The organism is Holdemanella biformis DSM 3989, assembly GCF_000156655.1.
Taxonomy (GTDB): domain Bacteria; phylum Bacillota_I; class Bacilli_A; order Erysipelotrichales; family Erysipelotrichaceae; genus Holdemanella; species Holdemanella biformis.
Genome location: NZ_DS996841.1, coordinates 142,409 through 161,222, shown reverse-complemented (window position 1 = coordinate 161,222; position 18,814 = coordinate 142,409). Strand labels below are relative to the sequence as shown.

Sequence of the window (18,814 nt, the reverse complement as noted above, 5' to 3'; positions counted from 1 at the left end):
AAAATGAATACAGTAACAATGAAAAATGTTGAATTTGGTGCAGGTGTACCAAAGATTTGTGTTCCTATTTGTGGAAAAACTAAGGAAGATGTTTTAGAACAAGCTAAGATTATTTTAGATACTCCAGCTGATATTATTGAATGGCGTATGGATTGGTTTGAACAAGTTGAAAATACTGCATCTGTAGTAGAAATGGCTAAAGAATTACGTGAAGTATTTAAAGAAACTCCAGTCTTAGCTACTTTCCGTTCTAAAAAAGAAGGTGGAGAATTAGAAGTATCTACTGAATATTATGTGGAATTAAACTGTGCAGTTGCCAAAAGCGGTTATGTAGATGCAGTAGATATTGAATTATATACAGGAGATAAGGAAGTTGAAACGATTGTAACGACAGCGCATGAAAATGGAGTAAAAGTAATCATGTCGAACCATGACTTCTTCAAAACACCATCAAAAGAAGAAATCATTTCTCGTTTGTGTGCTATGCAAGAAAAGGGTGCAGACATTCCTAAGATTGCAGTTATGCCTCAATCTAAAAAGGATGTATTGACATTATTGTCTGCTACAAATGAAATGGTAGAAGAACATGCCAATCGTCCAATCATCACAATGTCTATGGCAGCTACTGGAGTAATTTCTCGTTTAGCTGGTGAAGTATTTGGTTCTTGTTTGACATTTGGTGCTGCTAAAAAAGCGAGTGCTCCAGGTCAAATGGGTGTCAATGATCTTAAGACAGTTCTTGAAACTTTACACAAAAGTTTATAATCATTAAGTTAAGAAGTGACATCTTCGTAAGGAGCACATTTTATTGTGCTCCTCTTTTTTGTCAATATGCACAGCCAATTGTTTATAGGTATATAGTTTTGAAGGTACTGATGAACGATTATAAATCATTAAAAGGATAATTGAAATTTTACATTAAGACTATGAACGATTCATCTTCTTTATTTGTCCGGGAACGCAATAAAATCCGTTCGGATGCATTTCATATATTGTTCAATATGTTTAGAAAATCAAATATCACGTCTTCTTGCTGTTGTTGGTTTCGTGCTACCTATCAGCAGTGCGATCAAAGATTATAAAATTACTATTTTATATATGTACAATGGCAGATTTTATTTATCGCAAGAGCTATTGTGCTAGATTCACCCATATTTATGTTGGATATAGATGATATGTGATCGTAGAGGTTTTAATAAGAATATAAAAAGAGCACACTGCGATTTCAATATCACATAGAAATAGTGTGCGGTTTGGTCAGGGTCATAAAGCCATGATTACTTTTTGAACATCTTGTACAACTCTTCTCTCATAATTGTTCAGATGGGTTGTAAATAATATGTCAAAATTGGAAAATTTGGCAAATGTGTAGGTTCCGGTTTCGTGAAACTTCGATGGGTCTGCCAGTAGATACTTTTTAGTTGAATTTTTTAAGACGTGTTGTTTGACTTCCATTTCTTCAAAGGCAAATGTAGTGGGCCCCTCCATATTCATAAATCCGTCACATCCCATAAAGGCACAGTCGATGTGCAAAGCGTCTAAATGATTATTTGTGAAGGCGCCGGTTGTCGATTTTGCCTTTTTTAACATTTTACCTCCTAAGAAGATCAAATCGTGTTTTGTTTCCGATACAACCTGAGCTATTTTTAAGGAGTTTGTAACAACCAACAAATCTTTTTTTAATGGAAGATATTTGGCAAGTGCCAATGTAGTCGAACCGGGATCTAAGAATATCGTGCTTCCATCTTCGATATATTCCAATGCTTTTCTCGCAATTTTTTGTTTTTCATTCGCATTTTTTGTCATTTTAAATTCTACACTGACTTCAGAATAGGATTCGTTTAATTTCGCACCACCGTGTACTTTTTTGATGAGTCCTTGATTGGCCATAGTAGCTAGGTCAGTACGTATGGTTTCCATGCTTACATGGTAGAGATTGGCTAAATCTACAACTTTGACTTGTCCATCGGATAAGATTTTAGAATAGATGTCATTTTGTCTATTTTCTGCTTTTTTACTCATAACCATATCATACAATAATTTGGCAATTTTGGGTATAAAATTCATAAAACCAAATAAAAATTCTTGGATATTCTAAAAACACCAAAAATCTATTGTTGAAAATAACTGGTTTTTTTATACTTGGGATGTAAAAAGAAATGCAGAAAAACGGAGGAAAAACAAATGAAATTACAAGCAGCTTTAGACACACTAACATTGGAGGAATGTTTAGAATTATTGGAGGAAACAAAAGGCTCTATCGATATTGTAGAAGTGGGGACGCCATTCGTTATTGAAGAGGGTATGGTTCCTGTTAAAGCATTTAAAGACAAATTTCCAAATATTGAAGTATTGGCGGATGTAAAGATTATGGATGCCGGTGGATATGAGGCTGATAAATGTTTTGAGGCTGGTGCTGATATTTGTACAGTTTTAGGTGTGAGTCATGACGAAACCATTCAAGGTGTGGTTCGTAGTGCTAAAAAATATGGTAAGAAAGTAATGGTTGATATGATTGCGGTTCCTGATTTAAAAAAGAGAACGGAAGAAATTGATCAAATGGGAGTGGATTATATTTGTGTACATACGGCATTTGATGTTCAAAAACTAGGACAAGATCCTTTGAATGATTTAAAAACAGTGAACTCTGTGATTAAAAACGCAAAGAGTGCAGTTGCAGGTGGTGTAAAACTAGAAACGGTGGATGCAATTGTGAACGAAGGAGCTGAAATCATCGTTGTTGGTGGCGCAATTTGTAATGCCAAAGATCGTCAAGCGTATGCCAAAGAAATTAAATCACATTTAAAATAGGAGGATATTATGACAAATAAAGAATATGCAGAAGTAGTTTTAAGAGAATTAACACATACATTAACTCGTATTGATAGTGAGCAAGCTGAAAAGTTTGTAGAACTTGTGGATGGGGCAAAAGAAGTATTTTGTGCCGGTGCTGGACGTAGTGGTTTTGAAATCAAAGGTTTTGCGATGCGTTTAATGCATATGGGAATCGCCAGTTATGTTGTCGGAGAAACGTGTACACCAAATATTGATGAAAATGGAGTGTTGGTTATTTGTTCAGGATCTGGTTCTACCAAGAGTTTAGTTAATCATGCTCAGAAGGCGAAAGAGGTAGGGGCTAAGATTGCTTTAATCACAATCAATTCAGAATCCCCAATTGCCAAATTAGCAGATGTCGTGGTTGAAATCAGTGCACCAAGTCCCAAGAGCGCTAAACAAGGAGATATCAAATCTATTCAGCCAATGGGGTCATTGTTTGAACAGTCTGAAGGAACTTTTATGGATATCGCAATCATGATGTTGATGGAGCGTCGTCACATGGATAGTGATACAATGTTTGGGCGTCATGCGAATATGGAGTAAATATGGAAAATGTTTTATTTTTAGATTCGGTCTTAAAAGAGAAACCGTATGGTTCCAATCGAATTCAAAAGAAGTTCCATATTGGGGATGAATCATTAAAAATTGGTGAATATTGGGCTATTAGTGCGCATGATAATGGTTTAAGTGTTATCTCCAATGGAAAATATAAAGGAGAAACTTTAAAAGAAGTCTATGCGAATCATAGGGAATTGTTTGATCGAGATACACATGAAAAATTCCCTTTATTGGTTAAAATTAACGAGATTCAAGAACCTTGTTCTGTACAGGTGCATCCAGACGGGGCCTATGCGAAAAAATATGAAAATGATTTCGGAAAAGCTGAATTTTGTTTATGGCTGGATGTAGAAAAAGGAACAAAGATCATTCGTGGTCATACAGCTAAAACAAAAGAAGAATTTCGCAAAGCGATAGAAAATAAAGAATGGGATACTTTATTTATTCGAAAGCCAGTTCATGCCAATGAATTTGTTTATACGCCTGCGGGAACTGTACATGGTATTGAAGGTCAACTTATGATGGCTGAAGTTCAACAAAGTAGCGATGTTACATATCGTATTTATGATTATGATCGAAAAGATGCCAATGGAAATACAAGAGAGCTACATATCGATAAAGCGTGTAATGTAACGAATATTACGCATAGAGAACCTGAAATTTCTTTGAACGTTACATTGGTACAAGGTAATGAAGTCATTGAATATGTCAATACGGAATATTTTAGAGTGACTCGTTATAAAATTGAAGAAGAAATCACAATCCAAAATTCTCGATATTCTTTATGTTTGCCCTTGAGCGGAAATGGTGTATTAAACATAAATGGAGTGGATTATGATATTCATGCCGGAATTGGATTTATTGTCACAAGTGGTGTAAAAGTATACTCTATAAAAGGAAACGTGGATTTATTAGTAAGTGAACCACCGAAAGAAAAGTAATCAGCAATGGTTGCTTTTTTCTATTGACAATAGATATCAAAATGATATCATCTAGGTATCAGGAGGTGCTTATATGACAGAAAAAGTTTTAAGCAACAAAAAGAATGGCATGGCCATGCTTATAGTATGGATTGTTTTATATCTTGCAGCAGTGTTGATGACAATAGTAGGAGCTGCAGTGATTTGGCCACTCTTTATTATTGGTGTTGTATGGCTATGTATTGGTTGGATTCCATTTTTGGGTTTAAAAGTATTGAAACCACAAGAAGCCTTGGTTTTAACATTGTTTGGTAAATATGTAGGGACTTTAAAGGATGCTGGATTCTATTATGTCAATCCTTTTTGTCAGGCTGTCAATCCTGCCGCAAAGACAAAACTGAATCAAAGTGGAGATGTGGATGATGGGTCTAAGAAGAGTATTTTTCAAACGCAAAATAATAGCACGGTAGAAATGGCTTCGAAAAAAGTATCTCTGAAAATCATGACTTTAAACAACAATCGCCAAAAAATCAATGATTGTCTAGGAAATCCTGTTGAGATTGGAATTGCCGTGATGTGGCGTGTTACAGATACCGCAAAAGCTGTATTTAATGTAGATAACTATAAGGAATATCTTTCTTTACAATGCGATAGTGCATTAAGAAATATTGTTCGTATTTATCCTTATGATGTAGCTGAAAATGTAGATACAACAGGAGATGGAATTGCCGATGAGGGAAGTCTTAGAGGTTCTAGTGAAGTGGTTGCTTCTAGAATTCGTGATGAAATTCAATGTAAAGTAAAAGATGCAGGTCTTGAAATTATTGAGGCAAGAATTACATATTTGGCATATGCACCAGAAATTGCAGCCGTTATGCTTCAAAGACAACAGGCAAGTGCCATTATTGATGCGCGTAAGATGATTGTCGATGGAGCTGTTGGTATGGTTGAAATGGCATTGGATCGTTTAAATGAAAATGGGGTTGTAGAATTGGATGAAGAAAGGAAAGCGGCTATGGTTTCTAACTTGTTAGTCGTACTTTGTGGAAACCATGATGCGCAGCCAGTTGTTAATTCTGGCAGTTTGTATTAATGGAAAAGAAACAGATTCCTTTGCGTCTTTCAAAAAAATTGTATGATCAAATCGCTTCATGGGCAGAAGATGATTTTCGCAGTGTTAATGGACAAATCGAATACTTGTTGACAGAGTGTGTGAAACAAAGAAAAAAGAATGGCAAATACGTCAGTGATACGATGGATGAGCCTATTGAATTGGATGTTAAGTAAGAGAGTGTAGAAATACATTCTCTTTTTAACTTGAAAAAGTATTCATAAGCCAAAAGTTTTACAGGCTATATTTTAAAAAATGTTTAAAACTGTATACTTTATTTGGTATACTTAGAATAAAGAAGGTGATATTGTGATTATTAATAGACATGATTATATAGAAGGAATAGCTCCATTCATTGGTCAACCATTAGTGAAAATCTTATCTGGTGTAAGGCGTTGTGGAAAATCAACTATCTTTGAAATGTTGAAAGAAAAATTGCTTGCTTCTGGAATTGAGAAAAAATGTATCATCAGTAAAAGATATACAGATATGGATATAGCGCAGAATATTACGGCTAAACAAATGTATGATGAACTAGTTTGTGAATCAAAAGATAATGAATATTCATATTTGATTTTAGATGAGATTCAAGAAATATCGGGATGGGAAAAGGTAGTAAATTCTTTGTTGGAAAAAGGAAATTTCGATATTTATGTGACTGGCTCAAATTCAAAATTAATGTCGAGTGAGATTTCAACTTATCTAACTGGAAGATATGTGCAAATACCTGTATATACATTGTCATTTAGGGAGTATTTACAATTTAAATCTAAGAGTCAATTATCAAAAAGAGAGTTGTTGAATGAGTATATACGTTTTGGAGGCTTTCCTATTGTCGCATTAAATGAGTATGAATCTAATGCGGCATATCAAATTGTGAATGGTATATATTATACTGTTGTTTCTAGAGACATTGTAAATCGTCATCGTATTCATAAACAAGAATTGTTTGATCGTGTTGTCAAATATGTGGTTGAAAATACAGGTAAGACATTCTCGGCCAATTCAATTTCTAAATTCTTAAAGAGTGAGAATCGGCAACTCTCAAATGAAAGTATATATAATTATTTAAGATGGTTAGAACAAGCCTTTATTATTTATCCATGTAGACGATATGATTTGCAGGGTAAAAATATTTTGAAAACACAAGAAAAATATTATTTGGCAGATATTTCATTGAAATATGCTTTGTTTGGATATAATCGAAATATGTTAGATGCTGTAATGGAAAATATTGTGTATTTAGAACTAAAAAGACGAGGCTATGATGTTTATGTTGGAAAGTTAGGTACAAAGGAAATCGATTTTGTCGCTATTTTAAGAGATGAAAAAATCTATGTACAAGTCTGTGTTCAATTACCCGAAAATTCAGATCGTGAAACTTCGAATTTGAAGGATATTCAAGATAATTATCCTAAGTATGTAGTAACGTTAAATGATTTAGATGTTGGAAATGATGAGGGAATCAAAATTGTGCATCTACAAGATTTTTTATTGCAAGATCGATGGATATAATAGTCAATTTGATTAAGTTGTACATTGTAATGTATATGTAAAAAACATAAAATACTCTAAAAATAGGAGGTAAATATATTTATGTATACAAACAATTATTCAAACTCAGTTAGCACAAATTCATTATATAAAGTATACAGCTGGATGATGGTAGGCCTTGGAATTACGGCAATCACTTCGGCCTTGTTGTATGCTTCAGGCATATTCATGCTTATTATTCAAATTCCCATGATTTCACTATTATTATTCATAGTACAAATTTCGTTAACGATTTCAATGGGACGTCAATTATCACGTAATACACCCGCTTCCACAATGAAGACGATGTTTATTGTGTATTCACTTACAATGGGAATCAATATGACATCATTGGCTTATGTATATAGTGCTGGACAGATTGCAGCTGCCTTTGGCATTAGCGCTATCTACTTTGCATGTTTAGCTATTATTGGAAAGACGACTAAAATGGATCTTAGTAAAGTGGGAAACATTTGTTTGATTGGTTTGATTGCGATGATCTTTAGTCAATTTTTCTTCATGCTATTTAGAGTTGGCATGGATGTACGCTTATGGAGCGTGATTGGACTCTTATTATTTACTGGACTTACAGCTTGGGATATACAAAAAATGAATTATATGTTGAATGGCTATGAAGATGAAAAGATTTCGATTTATATGGCGCTACAGCTATATTTAGATTTCTTGAATATTTTCTTATACATTTTGCGATTATTAGGACGTAGAGATGATTAGTTTCATCTCTATTTTTTATGGTTGACAATGTAAACTAATATTGTATACTTTAATAGTTCACAAAATGAACTAAAGGAGTATGTATGAAAGTATTAAAGAAAATAGGAATTACTATATTATGTTTATTATTGATTTGTGGAATAGGAATTGTTTGTCTGTTTCACAAGGAATATAGCTCATTAAAATCATTAAAAAAAGTAGATGCTTATCCAATGTATACAATGGATTATAGTGCGGATTATGGATTGGATGAGTTTTTAGAAAAAGGTGCAAGCAATGATAAAGAGCTTGTCGAATTTGTGGTGAATCACGTCATGAAGGGATTACCATTAAGCATAAATATTCCGGATTTAGGTTGTTCTACATTTATTGCACAAAATAAAGATTCAGGATATCTGTTTGGACGCAACTTTGATATGGATTATTCGCCAAGTGTATTAGTGAAGACGAAACCTAAAAATGGGTATGCCTCTGTTTCCATGGTGAATTTGGGCTTTGTGGGATACAACGAAAAACATTTACCAGATACATTAAAGGATTCATTAGTAACTTTGGCAGCCCCTTATGCACCATTAGATGGAATGAATGAAAAAGGATTAGCGGTTGGTGTATTGTTGATTGATACAAAACCTACAAATCAGAATACAAAAAAGGTGGATATCACAACAACAACAGCGATTCGTTTAATGCTTGATAAGGCCAAAAATGTGGATGAAGCAGTAGAATTATTATCTTCTTATGACATGCATTCAAGTGCGAATAGTTGTTATCACTTCCAAATTTGTGATGCTTCTGGAAAGAGTGTTGTTGTAGAGTATGTGGATGATGAAATGAAGGCTGTATATCCAGACAAGAATTATCAGTGTGCCACAAATTTCTTATTGACTCAACCCGATGCAGAATTTAATTTTGGCCAAGACCGCTACCAAATTATTGATGAAAAATTAAGTTCCACAAATGGAAAACTATCCAAACATGAAGCTATGCAACTTTTATCCGATTGTTCGCAAGATGCGCATAAAAACAAACAGGGAAAAATATCAAAGACACAATGGTCTTGTGTATATGATTTAAAGAATAAAAAGGTAACGATTTGTGTGAATCAAAATTATGATGCGAAATACACAATTTCTGTGCTAGAATAAAATTATGAAAAAGAATGAACAAGTATTAGAAGCATGGCTTCAAATGACAACTGTTATCAATAATGAAAGAATCACTCCAGATCTTCCTTACAATGAGTCGATGATTTGTCGTTATTTATATCAAAATCAAGATTTAGATGTAACCGCAACGGATTTATGCAACTATATGCGCATGCAAAAATCGCAGATGAATCGTACGCTTACAAGTATGGAAAAAAAGCAATTGATTACACGTATTCGTAGTGAAAAGGATACGCGTAAAATCTATATTACATTAAATGATTCGATGATTAAAATCTATAAGAAGCAACATGAAAAGATTTTAAAAATTGTAGATGAATTGTTTGATAAGATTGGCTATGAAAGACAACCTGAAGTGATTGAACTGTTTGATTTGATTACACAAACCGCAAAAGAAATGCTGTAAAGATAAGCTGGATACCCAGCTTTTTCTTTTGTTTCATAAACCCTTCTTTTTTGATAGAATAAAGATGGCGTTTGGGGAGGCTTATATGAAAAAAACAAATTATGTAAAAGATGTATTGGTTGTATTATTGGGAAATTTTATGGTGGCAGTGTCGGTTGCTTTTTTTGTTTTACCGAATAATACATTAACTGGAGGGGTAGCCGGTGTGGCAGTGGCATTAAAACCGTTGTTGCCATTTATTCCATCAGTATGGTTGATCAACATATTGATGATTGGACTTTATATTGTGGGAGCCGTTTTTTTAGGAAAGGCATTCGCATTGAAATCATTAATTTCAACATTTAGTTATTCGTTTTTCGTTTCTTTGTTGACTTATGTGACAACTTTATTTCCAAAAGATACATTTGTGATGCAACCCATGTTGGCAAGTATTTATTGTGGGTTGATTTCAGGTATTGGCTTAGGACTTTGTTTTAGAGTAAACGCAAGTACAGGAGGAATGGATATTCCTGCATTATTGATTCATAAATATACGCATATTTCTTCTGGAAATTCTGTAATGATCATTGATGCTTTAACTGTATTATTGGGAATGTCTACATATGGTGTAGAACCAGCTTTGATTGGAGTTTTATCTGTATTCACATCTGGTTTTGCGATTGATAAAACGATTTTGATTGGTTCAAGTACAGCTATTAACTGTATGGTTATTTCGGACCAATGGGTTGAAATTAAAAATCATGTGTTAGATAACATGAAACGTGGAGTTACTGTTTTAGAAGGTAAGGGTGGATATACAAACGAATCCAAACCTGTATTGATGATTGTTATTCCACAAAAAATGTATTCGAATTTAGAACATGAAATCATGAAGGTGGATCCAAGAGCGTTTATTATCGTGAATAGTGTTCATGAAGTCGATGGCGAAGGATTTACTTATGAATTGGAGGATTTAAAGTGACGACAAAATTAGTGATTTGTGACATTGATGCGACATTAGTGAATGAAAAGAAAGAATTGACACCTAGAACGAAGAAAGATTTAATTCAACTTCATGAAAAAGGGATTTATTTTGGTATTGCATCTGGTCGTCCGGCAGATGAATTAAAACGCAATAAAGAGTATTGGGATTTACCTTTTGACTTTGATTTTGTGGTAGGAATGAATGGTGCAGAACTTTGGGATGGAGTGCATCAAAAATTTTATAGTTATTTCATGATGAAAAAGGAATGGTTAAAAGAAACTATGGAAATCATGAAAGTTGTCAAATGTAATCCAATGATATATTGGAATGGAAAGATTCGTTGTGTTCATATTGATGATATGATGATTCATTCGGCTACGACATCGCATAAAGAATTGGAAGTTGTAAAATTAGAAGATTTCTATGCGCATGAAAACGCAAAAATCATGTTCCGTATGAAAGAAGAGGATATGCCTAAGGCGGAAGCTTGGGTAAAAGAACATCCAAATCCTTATTATCATGGTTTTAAAACACAATCCACACTACTTGAATTTTGTGATAAAAGAATTAATAAGGGATATGGACTACAAAAAATATGCGAACTCAATGATTTAGATATAAAGGATGTCATGGCCTTTGGAGATACATCCAATGATAATGACATGTTAAAAGTAGCGGGTTGCGGTGTTTGTATGATCAATGGTACAGATGATACAAAAGCTTGTGCTAATGCCATCACTAAACAGGATAATGATCACGATGGCTTAGCTATTTATCTAGAAGAAAGTGGGATTCTATGCTAAAAGTATGCGTAATTGGAGGCGGTCCATCCGGATTGATGGCTGCCTATACGGCAAGTTTAGAAGGACATCAAGTAGAATTGTTTGAGAAGAATAAACAATTGGGTAAGAAATTACAACTCACAGGTCATGGGCGTTGTAATGTGACAAACAATTGTTCAAAAGATGAATTTTTCAAGCATGTTGTACACAATGAAAAATTCTTGTATAGTTCTTTTTCACAATTCTCAAATTTGGATATGATTCAGTTTTTAAAATCCAATGGTTTACCTACTATTGAAGAAGATCACGGACGTATGTTTCCAGGTTCAAATTCAAGTCAAGACGTTGTCTTATTGTTTGTAGATTTATTACGCAAAAATAATGTCATCCTACATATGGATGAGGCTTGTACAAATGTAGTTGTTGAAGACGATAGAGTTGTTGGTATTGAAACTAGTAAAGGATCATATTCATTTGATGTAGTTATTGTCGCAACGGGAGGAAAATCATTTGTATCCACAGGAAGTAGTGGAGATGGATATCAATGGGCTCAAAATTTGGATATTAAAGTAAGTGATTTGTATCCTGGATTAGTCGCTTTACGCACTAAGGAAGACTTTGATTTGGCAGGACTTTCATTGTCTAATGTTGGAATTCAAATAAAGAAAGGTAAAAGAGTTCTTTATAAAGAATGTGGTGATATTTTATTTACCCATGAAGGTTTGAGTGGACCTGCAATTTTGGCTATGTCAAGCTATGTCATTAATTCAAAACCTGAACGAATTATTTTAGATTTAATTTGTGACAAATCAATCGATGAAGTAGACATGCTCTTGTTAGAACGAATGAATTATTCTTCGAATAAAAAATTGAGCCATATATTAGAAACAATGATTCCTAAGCGATTGGTTCAATATGTTATGAATCGATTATATATTGATGCTTCTTTAAAAGCCAATGAAACCACAAAAGCACAAAGAAGAAGTATTAGTGAATTATTGAAGTGCTTAAGTTTTGAAATCGCAAATTTTGCAGGTTTTGAACAAGCTATGATTACTGTGGGTGGAATCAAGACTAATCAAATTCAGCCTCAGACAATGGAAGCTAAGAAAATTAAAGGTTTAAAATTTGTTGGAGAAGTTTTAGATTTGGATGCACAAACAGGTGGATACAATCTACAAATCGCATGGACAACAGGATATGTTGCGGGAAGCACAATAAAAGAAGGGGCCAATTAAAGTCCCTTCTTAAATTTTGATGCAGGAATATGACAATAGGCACCTGGATTTTTATCCAGGTATTTTTGATGATATTCTTCGGCATTAAAAAAGTTTTTCATAGGCTCTACTTCAACAGCTAGAGGTGAATCATATTTCTTTTGGATTTCATTATATTTAGATTGAATGGTTTCTAAATCTGTTTTTTCCACATAATAAATACCTGTACGATAGGAAATACCGATATCTTCACCTTGTTGATTGACAGATACTGGATCAATGATATCAAAGTATAAGTCTAATATTTTAGATAATGAAATTGTTTTGTCATCATATTGAATTTCTAATGTTTCTGCATGACCTGTAAGCCCTGCTTTAACATCTTTATATTCTGGATTTTGCGTTTTACCATTCGCATATCCAACAATTGTTTTTAAGATGCCATCAAATTGATCAAAATAGTGTTGTACACCCCAGAAACAGCCACCTGCTAAATATATTGTTTTTATCATTTTAATTTATAATATTTTCCTTTCGAATCCTTTTTATATCGACCTACTTTTTTTGCGTAATCACTTTCGATCCATTTTGAAAGTTTACACTTCTTTTGTTTATTCGCTAAGATAGGCATTAAATATTTGCTTAAATCATCAATCGATGCATAGCGTGTATTGATTTTAGGATATTTTTTTAAGGCTTCTAAAACCTCTTCATCACTCGCCTCATTTGGCTTTTGATTTGTTTGCGGGAGTTGTTTTTTTGCTTTTTGAACTTGTTTTGGCTGTTCTTCTTTTAATGGCAATAAGAATGTATCTCTTGTTTGTAAAATTTCGATGTCGATGTCTTTACCTTGAAACATTAAAGCTTGTTTAATGCCATGAAATCCTTGATCATTTGTGACAAGAAGAATTTTTTTAGGTATAACATTGGCGACAACTTGACCAAGAAGTGTAGCACAATAGATGTCCGCAAAATTCTTTTGACTTTGGTGTGTATTGAAACAATAGGAATTAGGAAAATCTTTGGCAATCGTAAAGATTTGTTGCCATGCTTTTTGTCCTATTTTTTCAAAGTTTCCAAAGAAAAAGAAAACGCTAGGACTTGTGGCGTTCAGTGTATTAATATCGAATTGTTGGACATTTTCGCAATCAATACAATAGAGTGTACAGTCTTCAAAATTATCGATTTGTATATTTTGAGGTGAAAAACTCATGCATTGAGAAAATGTTCCAATTGAAAAATTAAGTTGTGACATTTCATTCATCCTTTCATAAATAATTATAGCACAACATGGTATTCTTTCCTTTTATTTGTTATAATAAACTTCAAAGGGGGAGTTTTAGTGGCTTATTATCACATCTTAAAAGAACGTCGTACAAATCTAAAACTTTCCATTCAGGATGTTTCAAATCAGACGCGACTAGCGCCTCAATATATACAAGCTATCGAAGAACATAACTTAGATGTTTTTTCGGATGATTTTTCTTTTGTTCGTTATTTTGTACATGCCTATTGCGATGCCATTGGTGTAAATTGGCAAGCAATCGCTGATGAAGTGGACATGGATATTAATGAAGTGGCTCATCAAAAAGATATGGCTTTGACAATGGCACAAAGACGAATGGTAGAGCAGATGGCAAGTGTTCAAAAAAAGAAAAAGAAGTCATCGACTAAAAAGAAAAAATCTTGGTTTCAAAAACATGTAAGTCGAACAAGTTCTTCTTTGAGTACAAATCAATCGCAATTGATTAAAGTGCTTGTCCTGATTGGAATTGCAGGTTTATGCGTTTTATCTGTTATTAATTTTGGGCTTCGTGCCATTTCAAATCAGAAACTTCAAACGCAAGAGGCTTTGCGTCAAGAACAACTTTCAAAAAAGGAACAGGAAACGAATAAATTGGCAAATCAGCGTCAAAAGGCAAAAGAAGCTGCGGCTTTGGTTGTCAAAAAAATAGATGGTGAAACCAATGCATATCAGCTTTCAAATATACAAGAGGATATGAAGACATTAGATTTAAGTATCACATTGCCAACAAAGTCAAAGATCACTGTGACAAAAGATGGTGAAACAATCAATGATGATACAAAAGTATATACGGGTACATTTACGCAATCTCTAGAATTATCCGAGAATTGTACTTTTGAAATTAGTATTGAAACGTATTCAGATAACTCGATTACTATTGATGAAAAAGAGATTTCTTTTGATAAAACAGATTGGCAAGAAGGTCAACCGGCCATCATAACTTTACAGGTTGGAAAAGGAAATCAAAAAGAGACTGAAGAATATTCACAATATGATGATAGTGGCTATGATTATGGTTACTCAGATGAATATTATGGACAAGAGGGGGATTATACATATGACCAAAATGAATATACCGAACAGACTAACGATTATTAGAATTTTATTAGTACCGGTAGTTGTAGCTGTATATTTGTGTATGGATCCTACTCTTTGCGTAATTGATGAAACAAGCGGCTTAGCCCTTCGAGATGTGATTGCGTTTGTGATCTTTGCGGTTGCGAGTATTACCGATTTCTTTGATGGAATGTTGGCAAGAAAGAACAATTGGATTACTTCATTTGGAAAATTTGCGGATCCAATCGCAGATAAGATGTTAGTCAATACAGTATTGATCTTGATGGTTTATTTTCATAAGGCTAATGTGATTGCCGTATTATTGATGATCGCAAGAGATTTGATCGTAGATGGATTAAGAATGAGTGCTGCAAATTCTGGTGAAGTTGTCAGTGCAGGAATTTTTGGAAAATTAAAAACTGTACTACAAATGTTTGCACTTGTGTTCTTATTGTTGAAAGATTGGCCATTTGTCTATATGGGGATTCGTATGGATCAAATTTTGTTGTGGGCAGCAACAGCGGCTTCTTTATATAGTGGATTGATTTATTTCAATCAATTAAAAAAATATGTTTTGGAGACTATGTAATGAATGATGCAAGACAACTAGTTTCTTTATGTACAGAAAATCATTTAACCATTTCTAGCTGTGAAAGTTTAACGGCTGGATTATTTACGAGTACGATTGCCTCCATACCTGGGGCAAGTGCCATATTAAAAGGTGGCTTAGTGACTTATTTTACACCAATGAAAAGTGTATTGGCTCATGTGGATGTGGACTTAATTCAAAAATATGGTGTAATCAGTGAAGAGTGTGCGTATGCGATGGCTAAAAATACAAGACAAATTATGGATGTGGATTATTGTATTTCTTTTACAGGAAATGCTGGACCGGATGCTTGGGAAGAAAAACCAGCGGGAAGAGTATATTGTGCAATCGCATCAAAAAAAGCTATTCAAGTGTATGGTTTTCAATGTACAAGTTTGTCTAGAAATGATGTTAGAGAACATGTTGTTATGCAGATGATTGATATATTGATTCAAACAATTCAAAAGGAGAATATATGCCAAAAGAAAAAGTAGAAACAAATAAAGATAAGCTTTTAAGTGATGTTTTAAATGAAATCGAAAGGGAATATGGTAAAGGTTCTGTCATGAAACTTGGGGATCGAGCGGCTGTTGATATTGAACCTATTCCTTCAGGAAGTTTACTTTTAGATGATGCCTTGGGTATTGGCGGATATCCAAAGGGAAGAATTATTGAAATCTTCGGTCCGGAATCAAGTGGTAAAACAACGCTTGCTTTACATGCCGTTGCTGAAGTTCAAAAAAAGGGTGGTCGTGCAGCCTTTATTGATGCAGAAAATGCGATCGATCCTGTATACGCAAAAAATTTAGGTGTTAATATTGATGAATTAATTTTGTCTCAACCAGATTCAGGTGAACAAGGATTAGATATTATGTTGATGCTTGTAGAAAGTGGAGCTGTTGATTTGGTTGTTGTAGATAGTGTTGCAGCTTTAGTTCCACAAGCCGAATTAGATGGTGAAATGGGTGATAATCAAGTTGGATTACAAGCTCGTATGATGTCTAAGGCTATGCGTAAGCTTGCCGGAGCAATGAACCAAAATGATTGTACAGCTATTTTTATCAACCAGCTTCGTGAAAAAGTCGGCGTTATTTATGGAAATCCAGAAACAACACCTGGAGGTCGTGCTTTAAAATTCTACTCATCTGTTCGTGTAGATATTCGTAAGGCAGATGCCATTAAAAATGGTACAGACATTGTAGGTAATAAAGTCAAAGTAAAAATTGTTAAAAATAAGGTAGCTCCTCCATTTAAATCGGCTGTACTTGAAATTATGTACGGAGAAGGAATCTCTTATATTAGTGAACTATTAGATTTATGTGTTGATGCCAATATTGTAAAAAAGGCAGGGGCATGGTTCAGCTATGAAGGAGAAAAAATTGGACAGGGAAAAGAGGCTGCCAAAGCTTACATCAAGGCAAATCCAGAATTCAAATCAATGCTTGAAGAGAAATTAAAGGAGTTTAGAACAAACAAAGATGTTGAAGAATAAGAGTTCTGCGTAGAACTCTTATTTTCATTTAGAGGTATATATTATATGGCACGTTTAGAAAATAAGAATTATAAATCCATTCAAAAAATTGAATTAAATAATCCGGTTGTATTTGTGGTGGATATGATTAAAGGGTTTGTGAATATAGGACCACTTCATGATGAAGCCATTGGCAATGTGGAAAAGAATATTGAAAATCTATTAACATGTTTAGAGTGCAACAATTTTTTTGTGTGTGATTCACATCCACCAAAGACGCGTGAATTCAATTCGTTTCCAGCACATTGTGTAATTGGAAGTGAAGAATCTGAAGTAGTTGATTCTTTAAAGCCGTTTGTGAAACATGTCATCAAGAAGAACAGTACGAATACGTTTATGGCACCTGAATTTGAAGAGTTTTTAAATTCAGATTTGAAATATTATCGTGATATAATTGTGACAGGTTGTTGTACAGATCTTTGTGTGCTTCATTTTGTGTTAAGTTTAAACACTTGGTTCAATGAACACAATATGAATGAATATCGTATTATCGTGGTTGAAAACTGTACAGAAACCTATCATATACCAGAAGTACATGAAGCTACATTCTTTAATGATGTCGCATTTAGAATGATGGAAATGAATGGCATTCAAGTTGTTTCTGAAGTAAGGGAGTAAGATTAAAAAAATGAAAGATAAGAGAAATTTAAGTTTAGTCATGGACTTTTATGAACTAACAATGAGTCAATGTTATTTTAATGATAATAAAGACAAAGAAGTCGTATTTGACTTATTCTATCGTAAAAATCCGGATGACGGGGGATATTGTGTATTTGCAGGTTTAGAACAGGTTGTGGATTATGTTTCAAATTTGCATTTTGAAAAAGAAGATATTGATTATTTGCGCTCATTAAACCAATTTAGTGAAGAATTTTTAGAATATTTATCAATCATTCGTTTTACAGGTGATATTTATGCGATTCCAGAAGGAACACCGGTATTTCCTCATGAACCATTGGTTCGTGTAAAAGCACCAATTATTGAAGCACAACTTGTAGAAACGGCATTACTTTTGGCTATCAATCACCAAACTTTGATTGCGACAAAATCACGTCGTATTGTACAAGCTAGTGAAGGTAGAGCCGTCATGGAATTTGGTGCACGACGTGCTCATAACTTTGATGCAGCTATTCTAGGAGCTAGAGCAGCTTATATTGCAGGATGTGCAGGAAGTGCTACAACATATTCTGGTAAAGAATTTGGTGTACCTGTACTTGGTACAATGGCGCACTCATTTATTCAAAGCTTTGATACCGAATATGATGCATTTATGTATTATGCCAAAACATATCCAGACGCATGTACTTTATTGATTGATACATATTCTACTTTAAAATCAGGTATTGTGAATGCGATTAAAGTAGCTAAGGATTATCTAGAACCCAATGGATACCGTTTAAAAGGGGTTCGTATTGATAGTGGAGATATGGCATATCTTTCTAAAAAAGTTCGTAAGATGTTAGATGAAGCCGGTATGGAAGATTGTAAAATCGTTGTATCCAATTCCTTAGATGAATATGTCATTGAATCTTTGATTCACCAACAAGGTGCTAAAATTGATTCGTTTGGTGTTGGTGAAAACTTGATTTGTTCAAAAAATTCACCAGTATTTGGTGGTGTTTATAAAATGGTGGCGATTGAAAAAGATGGTCAAGTAATCCCAAAAATCAAAATTAGTGACAATGTTGAAAAAGTGACAAATCCAGGTATGAAAAATTTAAATCGTATCATGGATAAAGAAACAGGTATGGCCATTGCCGATTTATTGACATTAGAAGATGAAGTGATCGATACAACGCAAGATCTAACTATCTATCATCCAATGTCACGTTGGAAATATAAAGTGATTCCTGCCAATACATATACAGTACGTGATATGTTAGTGCCAATCTTTAAAGATGGAAAGCTTGTTTATGATTTACCAACTCTAGAAGAAATTCGTGCATATAGTGAAAAGGAACTTGCTACAATTTGGGATGAAATCAAACGTTTTGTATATCCACAAGAATATTATGTAGACTTAAGTGAAAAGTTATTGAATCTTAAGCTAGAAATGTTGAAGAAATATAAATAAAAAAAGAAACCGTCGCTTGACGGTTTTT

General features: G+C 33.8%; 22 protein-coding genes. 19 read left to right on the top strand and 3 right to left on the bottom strand.

The annotated features are described in order from the left end of the window. The first annotated feature begins 3 nt into the window (after positions 1-3). Positions 4-765 (top strand): type I 3-dehydroquinate dehydratase, encoded by a 762-nt coding sequence (aroD, locus tag EUBIFOR_RS02305; RefSeq protein ID WP_003864289.1) that lies wholly within the window; start codon positions 4-6, stop codon positions 763-765. 498 nt (positions 766-1,263) lie between these two features. Here aroD and EUBIFOR_RS02300 read toward each other — a convergent pair whose 3' ends face one another. Further along, positions 1,264-2,022 carry a DeoR/GlpR family DNA-binding transcription regulator gene (locus tag EUBIFOR_RS02300; RefSeq protein WP_040466172.1) on the bottom strand — a complete coding sequence of 253 codons (759 nt, stop codon included), beginning with the start codon at positions 2,020-2,022 and terminating at the stop codon, positions 1,264-1,266. A gap of 162 nt (positions 2,023-2,184) precedes the next feature. On the opposite strand from EUBIFOR_RS02300, the gene hxlA reads away from it, so the two are divergent. The 12 genes from hxlA to EUBIFOR_RS02240 all read left to right on the top strand — a co-directional run bounded on the left by hxlA (position 2,185) and on the right by EUBIFOR_RS02240 (position 12,251). Beyond that, the gene (hxlA, locus tag EUBIFOR_RS02295) at positions 2,185-2,811 is read left to right on the top strand and encodes a 3-hexulose-6-phosphate synthase (RefSeq protein ID WP_040466078.1); all 627 of its coding nucleotides are present in this window, start codon (positions 2,185-2,187) and stop codon (positions 2,809-2,811) included. Positions 2,812-2,820: 9 nt separating this feature from the next. Further along, positions 2,821-3,381 carry a 6-phospho-3-hexuloisomerase gene (hxlB, locus tag EUBIFOR_RS02290; RefSeq protein ID WP_003864286.1) on the top strand — a complete coding sequence of 187 codons (561 nt, stop codon included), beginning with the start codon at positions 2,821-2,823 and terminating at the stop codon, positions 3,379-3,381. A gap of 2 nt (positions 3,382-3,383) precedes the next feature. After that, entirely contained in the window at positions 3,384-4,337 is a 954-nt protein-coding gene (locus tag EUBIFOR_RS02285; protein ID WP_003864285.1) for a type I phosphomannose isomerase catalytic subunit, read from the top strand. 73 nt (positions 4,338-4,410) lie between these two features. Further along, entirely contained in the window at positions 4,411-5,409 is a 999-nt protein-coding gene (locus EUBIFOR_RS02280) for an SPFH domain-containing protein (RefSeq protein WP_003864284.1), read from the top strand. Then, a complete protein-coding gene (locus EUBIFOR_RS02275; RefSeq protein WP_003864283.1) occupies positions 5,409-5,603 on the top strand; it encodes a type II toxin-antitoxin system antitoxin in 195 nt (64 codons plus the stop codon). Before EUBIFOR_RS02280 ends, EUBIFOR_RS02275 begins: the two co-directional genes overlap by 1 nt. Before the next feature lie 133 nt (positions 5,604-5,736). After that, positions 5,737-6,942: an ATP-binding protein gene (locus EUBIFOR_RS02270; protein WP_003864282.1), complete on the top strand. Its 1,206-nt coding sequence runs from the start codon at positions 5,737-5,739 to the stop codon at positions 6,940-6,942. 81 nt (positions 6,943-7,023) lie between these two features. Next, a complete protein-coding gene (locus EUBIFOR_RS02265) occupies positions 7,024-7,695 on the top strand; it encodes a Bax inhibitor-1/YccA family protein (RefSeq protein WP_040466077.1) in 672 nt (223 codons plus the stop codon). Positions 7,696-7,778: 83 nt separating this feature from the next. After that, the gene (locus EUBIFOR_RS02260; protein ID WP_003864280.1) at positions 7,779-8,840 is read left to right on the top strand and encodes a C45 family autoproteolytic acyltransferase/hydrolase; all 1,062 of its coding nucleotides are present in this window, start codon (positions 7,779-7,781) and stop codon (positions 8,838-8,840) included. Positions 8,841-8,844: 4 nt separating this feature from the next. Next, on the top strand, positions 8,845-9,267 hold the full coding sequence (locus tag EUBIFOR_RS02255; RefSeq protein WP_003864279.1) for a MarR family winged helix-turn-helix transcriptional regulator: 423 nt from the start codon (positions 8,845-8,847) through the stop codon (positions 9,265-9,267). 85 nt (positions 9,268-9,352) lie between these two features. After that, positions 9,353-10,228 carry a YitT family protein gene (locus tag EUBIFOR_RS02250; RefSeq protein WP_040466076.1) on the top strand — a complete coding sequence of 292 codons (876 nt, stop codon included), beginning with the start codon at positions 9,353-9,355 and terminating at the stop codon, positions 10,226-10,228. Further along, positions 10,225-11,034, top strand: coding sequence for a Cof-type HAD-IIB family hydrolase (locus tag EUBIFOR_RS02245; protein ID WP_003864277.1), 810 nt, complete (start codon positions 10,225-10,227; stop codon positions 11,032-11,034). The genes EUBIFOR_RS02250 and EUBIFOR_RS02245 overlap by 4 nt, the downstream gene beginning before the upstream one ends. Then, positions 11,028-12,251 carry a BaiN/RdsA family NAD(P)/FAD-dependent oxidoreductase gene (locus EUBIFOR_RS02240; protein ID WP_003864276.1) on the top strand — a complete coding sequence of 408 codons (1,224 nt, stop codon included), beginning with the start codon at positions 11,028-11,030 and terminating at the stop codon, positions 12,249-12,251. The genes EUBIFOR_RS02245 and EUBIFOR_RS02240 overlap by 7 nt, the downstream gene beginning before the upstream one ends. Here EUBIFOR_RS02240 and msrA read toward each other — a convergent pair. Next, entirely contained in the window at positions 12,248-12,742 is a 495-nt protein-coding gene (gene msrA / locus EUBIFOR_RS02235; protein ID WP_003864275.1) for a peptide-methionine (S)-S-oxide reductase MsrA, read from the bottom strand. The two genes, EUBIFOR_RS02240 and msrA, sit on opposite strands and share 4 nt — an antisense overlap. Then, the gene (locus EUBIFOR_RS02230) at positions 12,739-13,485 is read right to left on the bottom strand and encodes a hypothetical protein (protein ID WP_040466075.1); all 747 of its coding nucleotides are present in this window, start codon (positions 13,483-13,485) and stop codon (positions 12,739-12,741) included. Before EUBIFOR_RS02230 ends, msrA begins: the two co-directional genes overlap by 4 nt. A gap of 87 nt (positions 13,486-13,572) precedes the next feature. Between EUBIFOR_RS02230 and EUBIFOR_RS02225 the strand changes: the two genes are divergently transcribed. The 6 genes from EUBIFOR_RS02225 to EUBIFOR_RS02200 are packed head-to-tail and all read left to right on the top strand — an operon-like array spanning position 13,573 to position 18,786. Continuing rightward, positions 13,573-14,634, top strand: coding sequence for a helix-turn-helix domain-containing protein (locus EUBIFOR_RS02225; protein ID WP_003864273.1), 1,062 nt, complete (start codon positions 13,573-13,575; stop codon positions 14,632-14,634). Continuing rightward, positions 14,594-15,181, top strand: a complete 588-nt coding sequence (pgsA, locus tag EUBIFOR_RS02220; protein ID WP_315969410.1) for a CDP-diacylglycerol--glycerol-3-phosphate 3-phosphatidyltransferase — start codon at positions 14,594-14,596, stop codon at positions 15,179-15,181. Before EUBIFOR_RS02225 ends, pgsA begins: the two co-directional genes overlap by 41 nt. Continuing rightward, positions 15,181-15,675, top strand: coding sequence for a CinA family protein (locus EUBIFOR_RS02215; protein WP_003864271.1), 495 nt, complete (start codon positions 15,181-15,183; stop codon positions 15,673-15,675). The genes pgsA and EUBIFOR_RS02215 overlap by 1 nt, the downstream gene beginning before the upstream one ends. Continuing rightward, entirely contained in the window at positions 15,657-16,673 is a 1,017-nt protein-coding gene (gene recA / locus EUBIFOR_RS02210; protein ID WP_003864270.1) for a recombinase RecA, read from the top strand. The genes EUBIFOR_RS02215 and recA overlap by 19 nt, the downstream gene beginning before the upstream one ends. Positions 16,674-16,718: 45 nt before the next feature. Continuing rightward, positions 16,719-17,330, top strand: a complete 612-nt coding sequence (locus EUBIFOR_RS02205; protein ID WP_003864269.1) for a cysteine hydrolase family protein — start codon at positions 16,719-16,721, stop codon at positions 17,328-17,330. 10 nt (positions 17,331-17,340) lie between these two features. Further along, a complete protein-coding gene (locus EUBIFOR_RS02200; protein WP_003864268.1) occupies positions 17,341-18,786 on the top strand; it encodes a nicotinate phosphoribosyltransferase in 1,446 nt (481 codons plus the stop codon). Positions 18,787-18,814 lie beyond the last annotated feature (28 nt).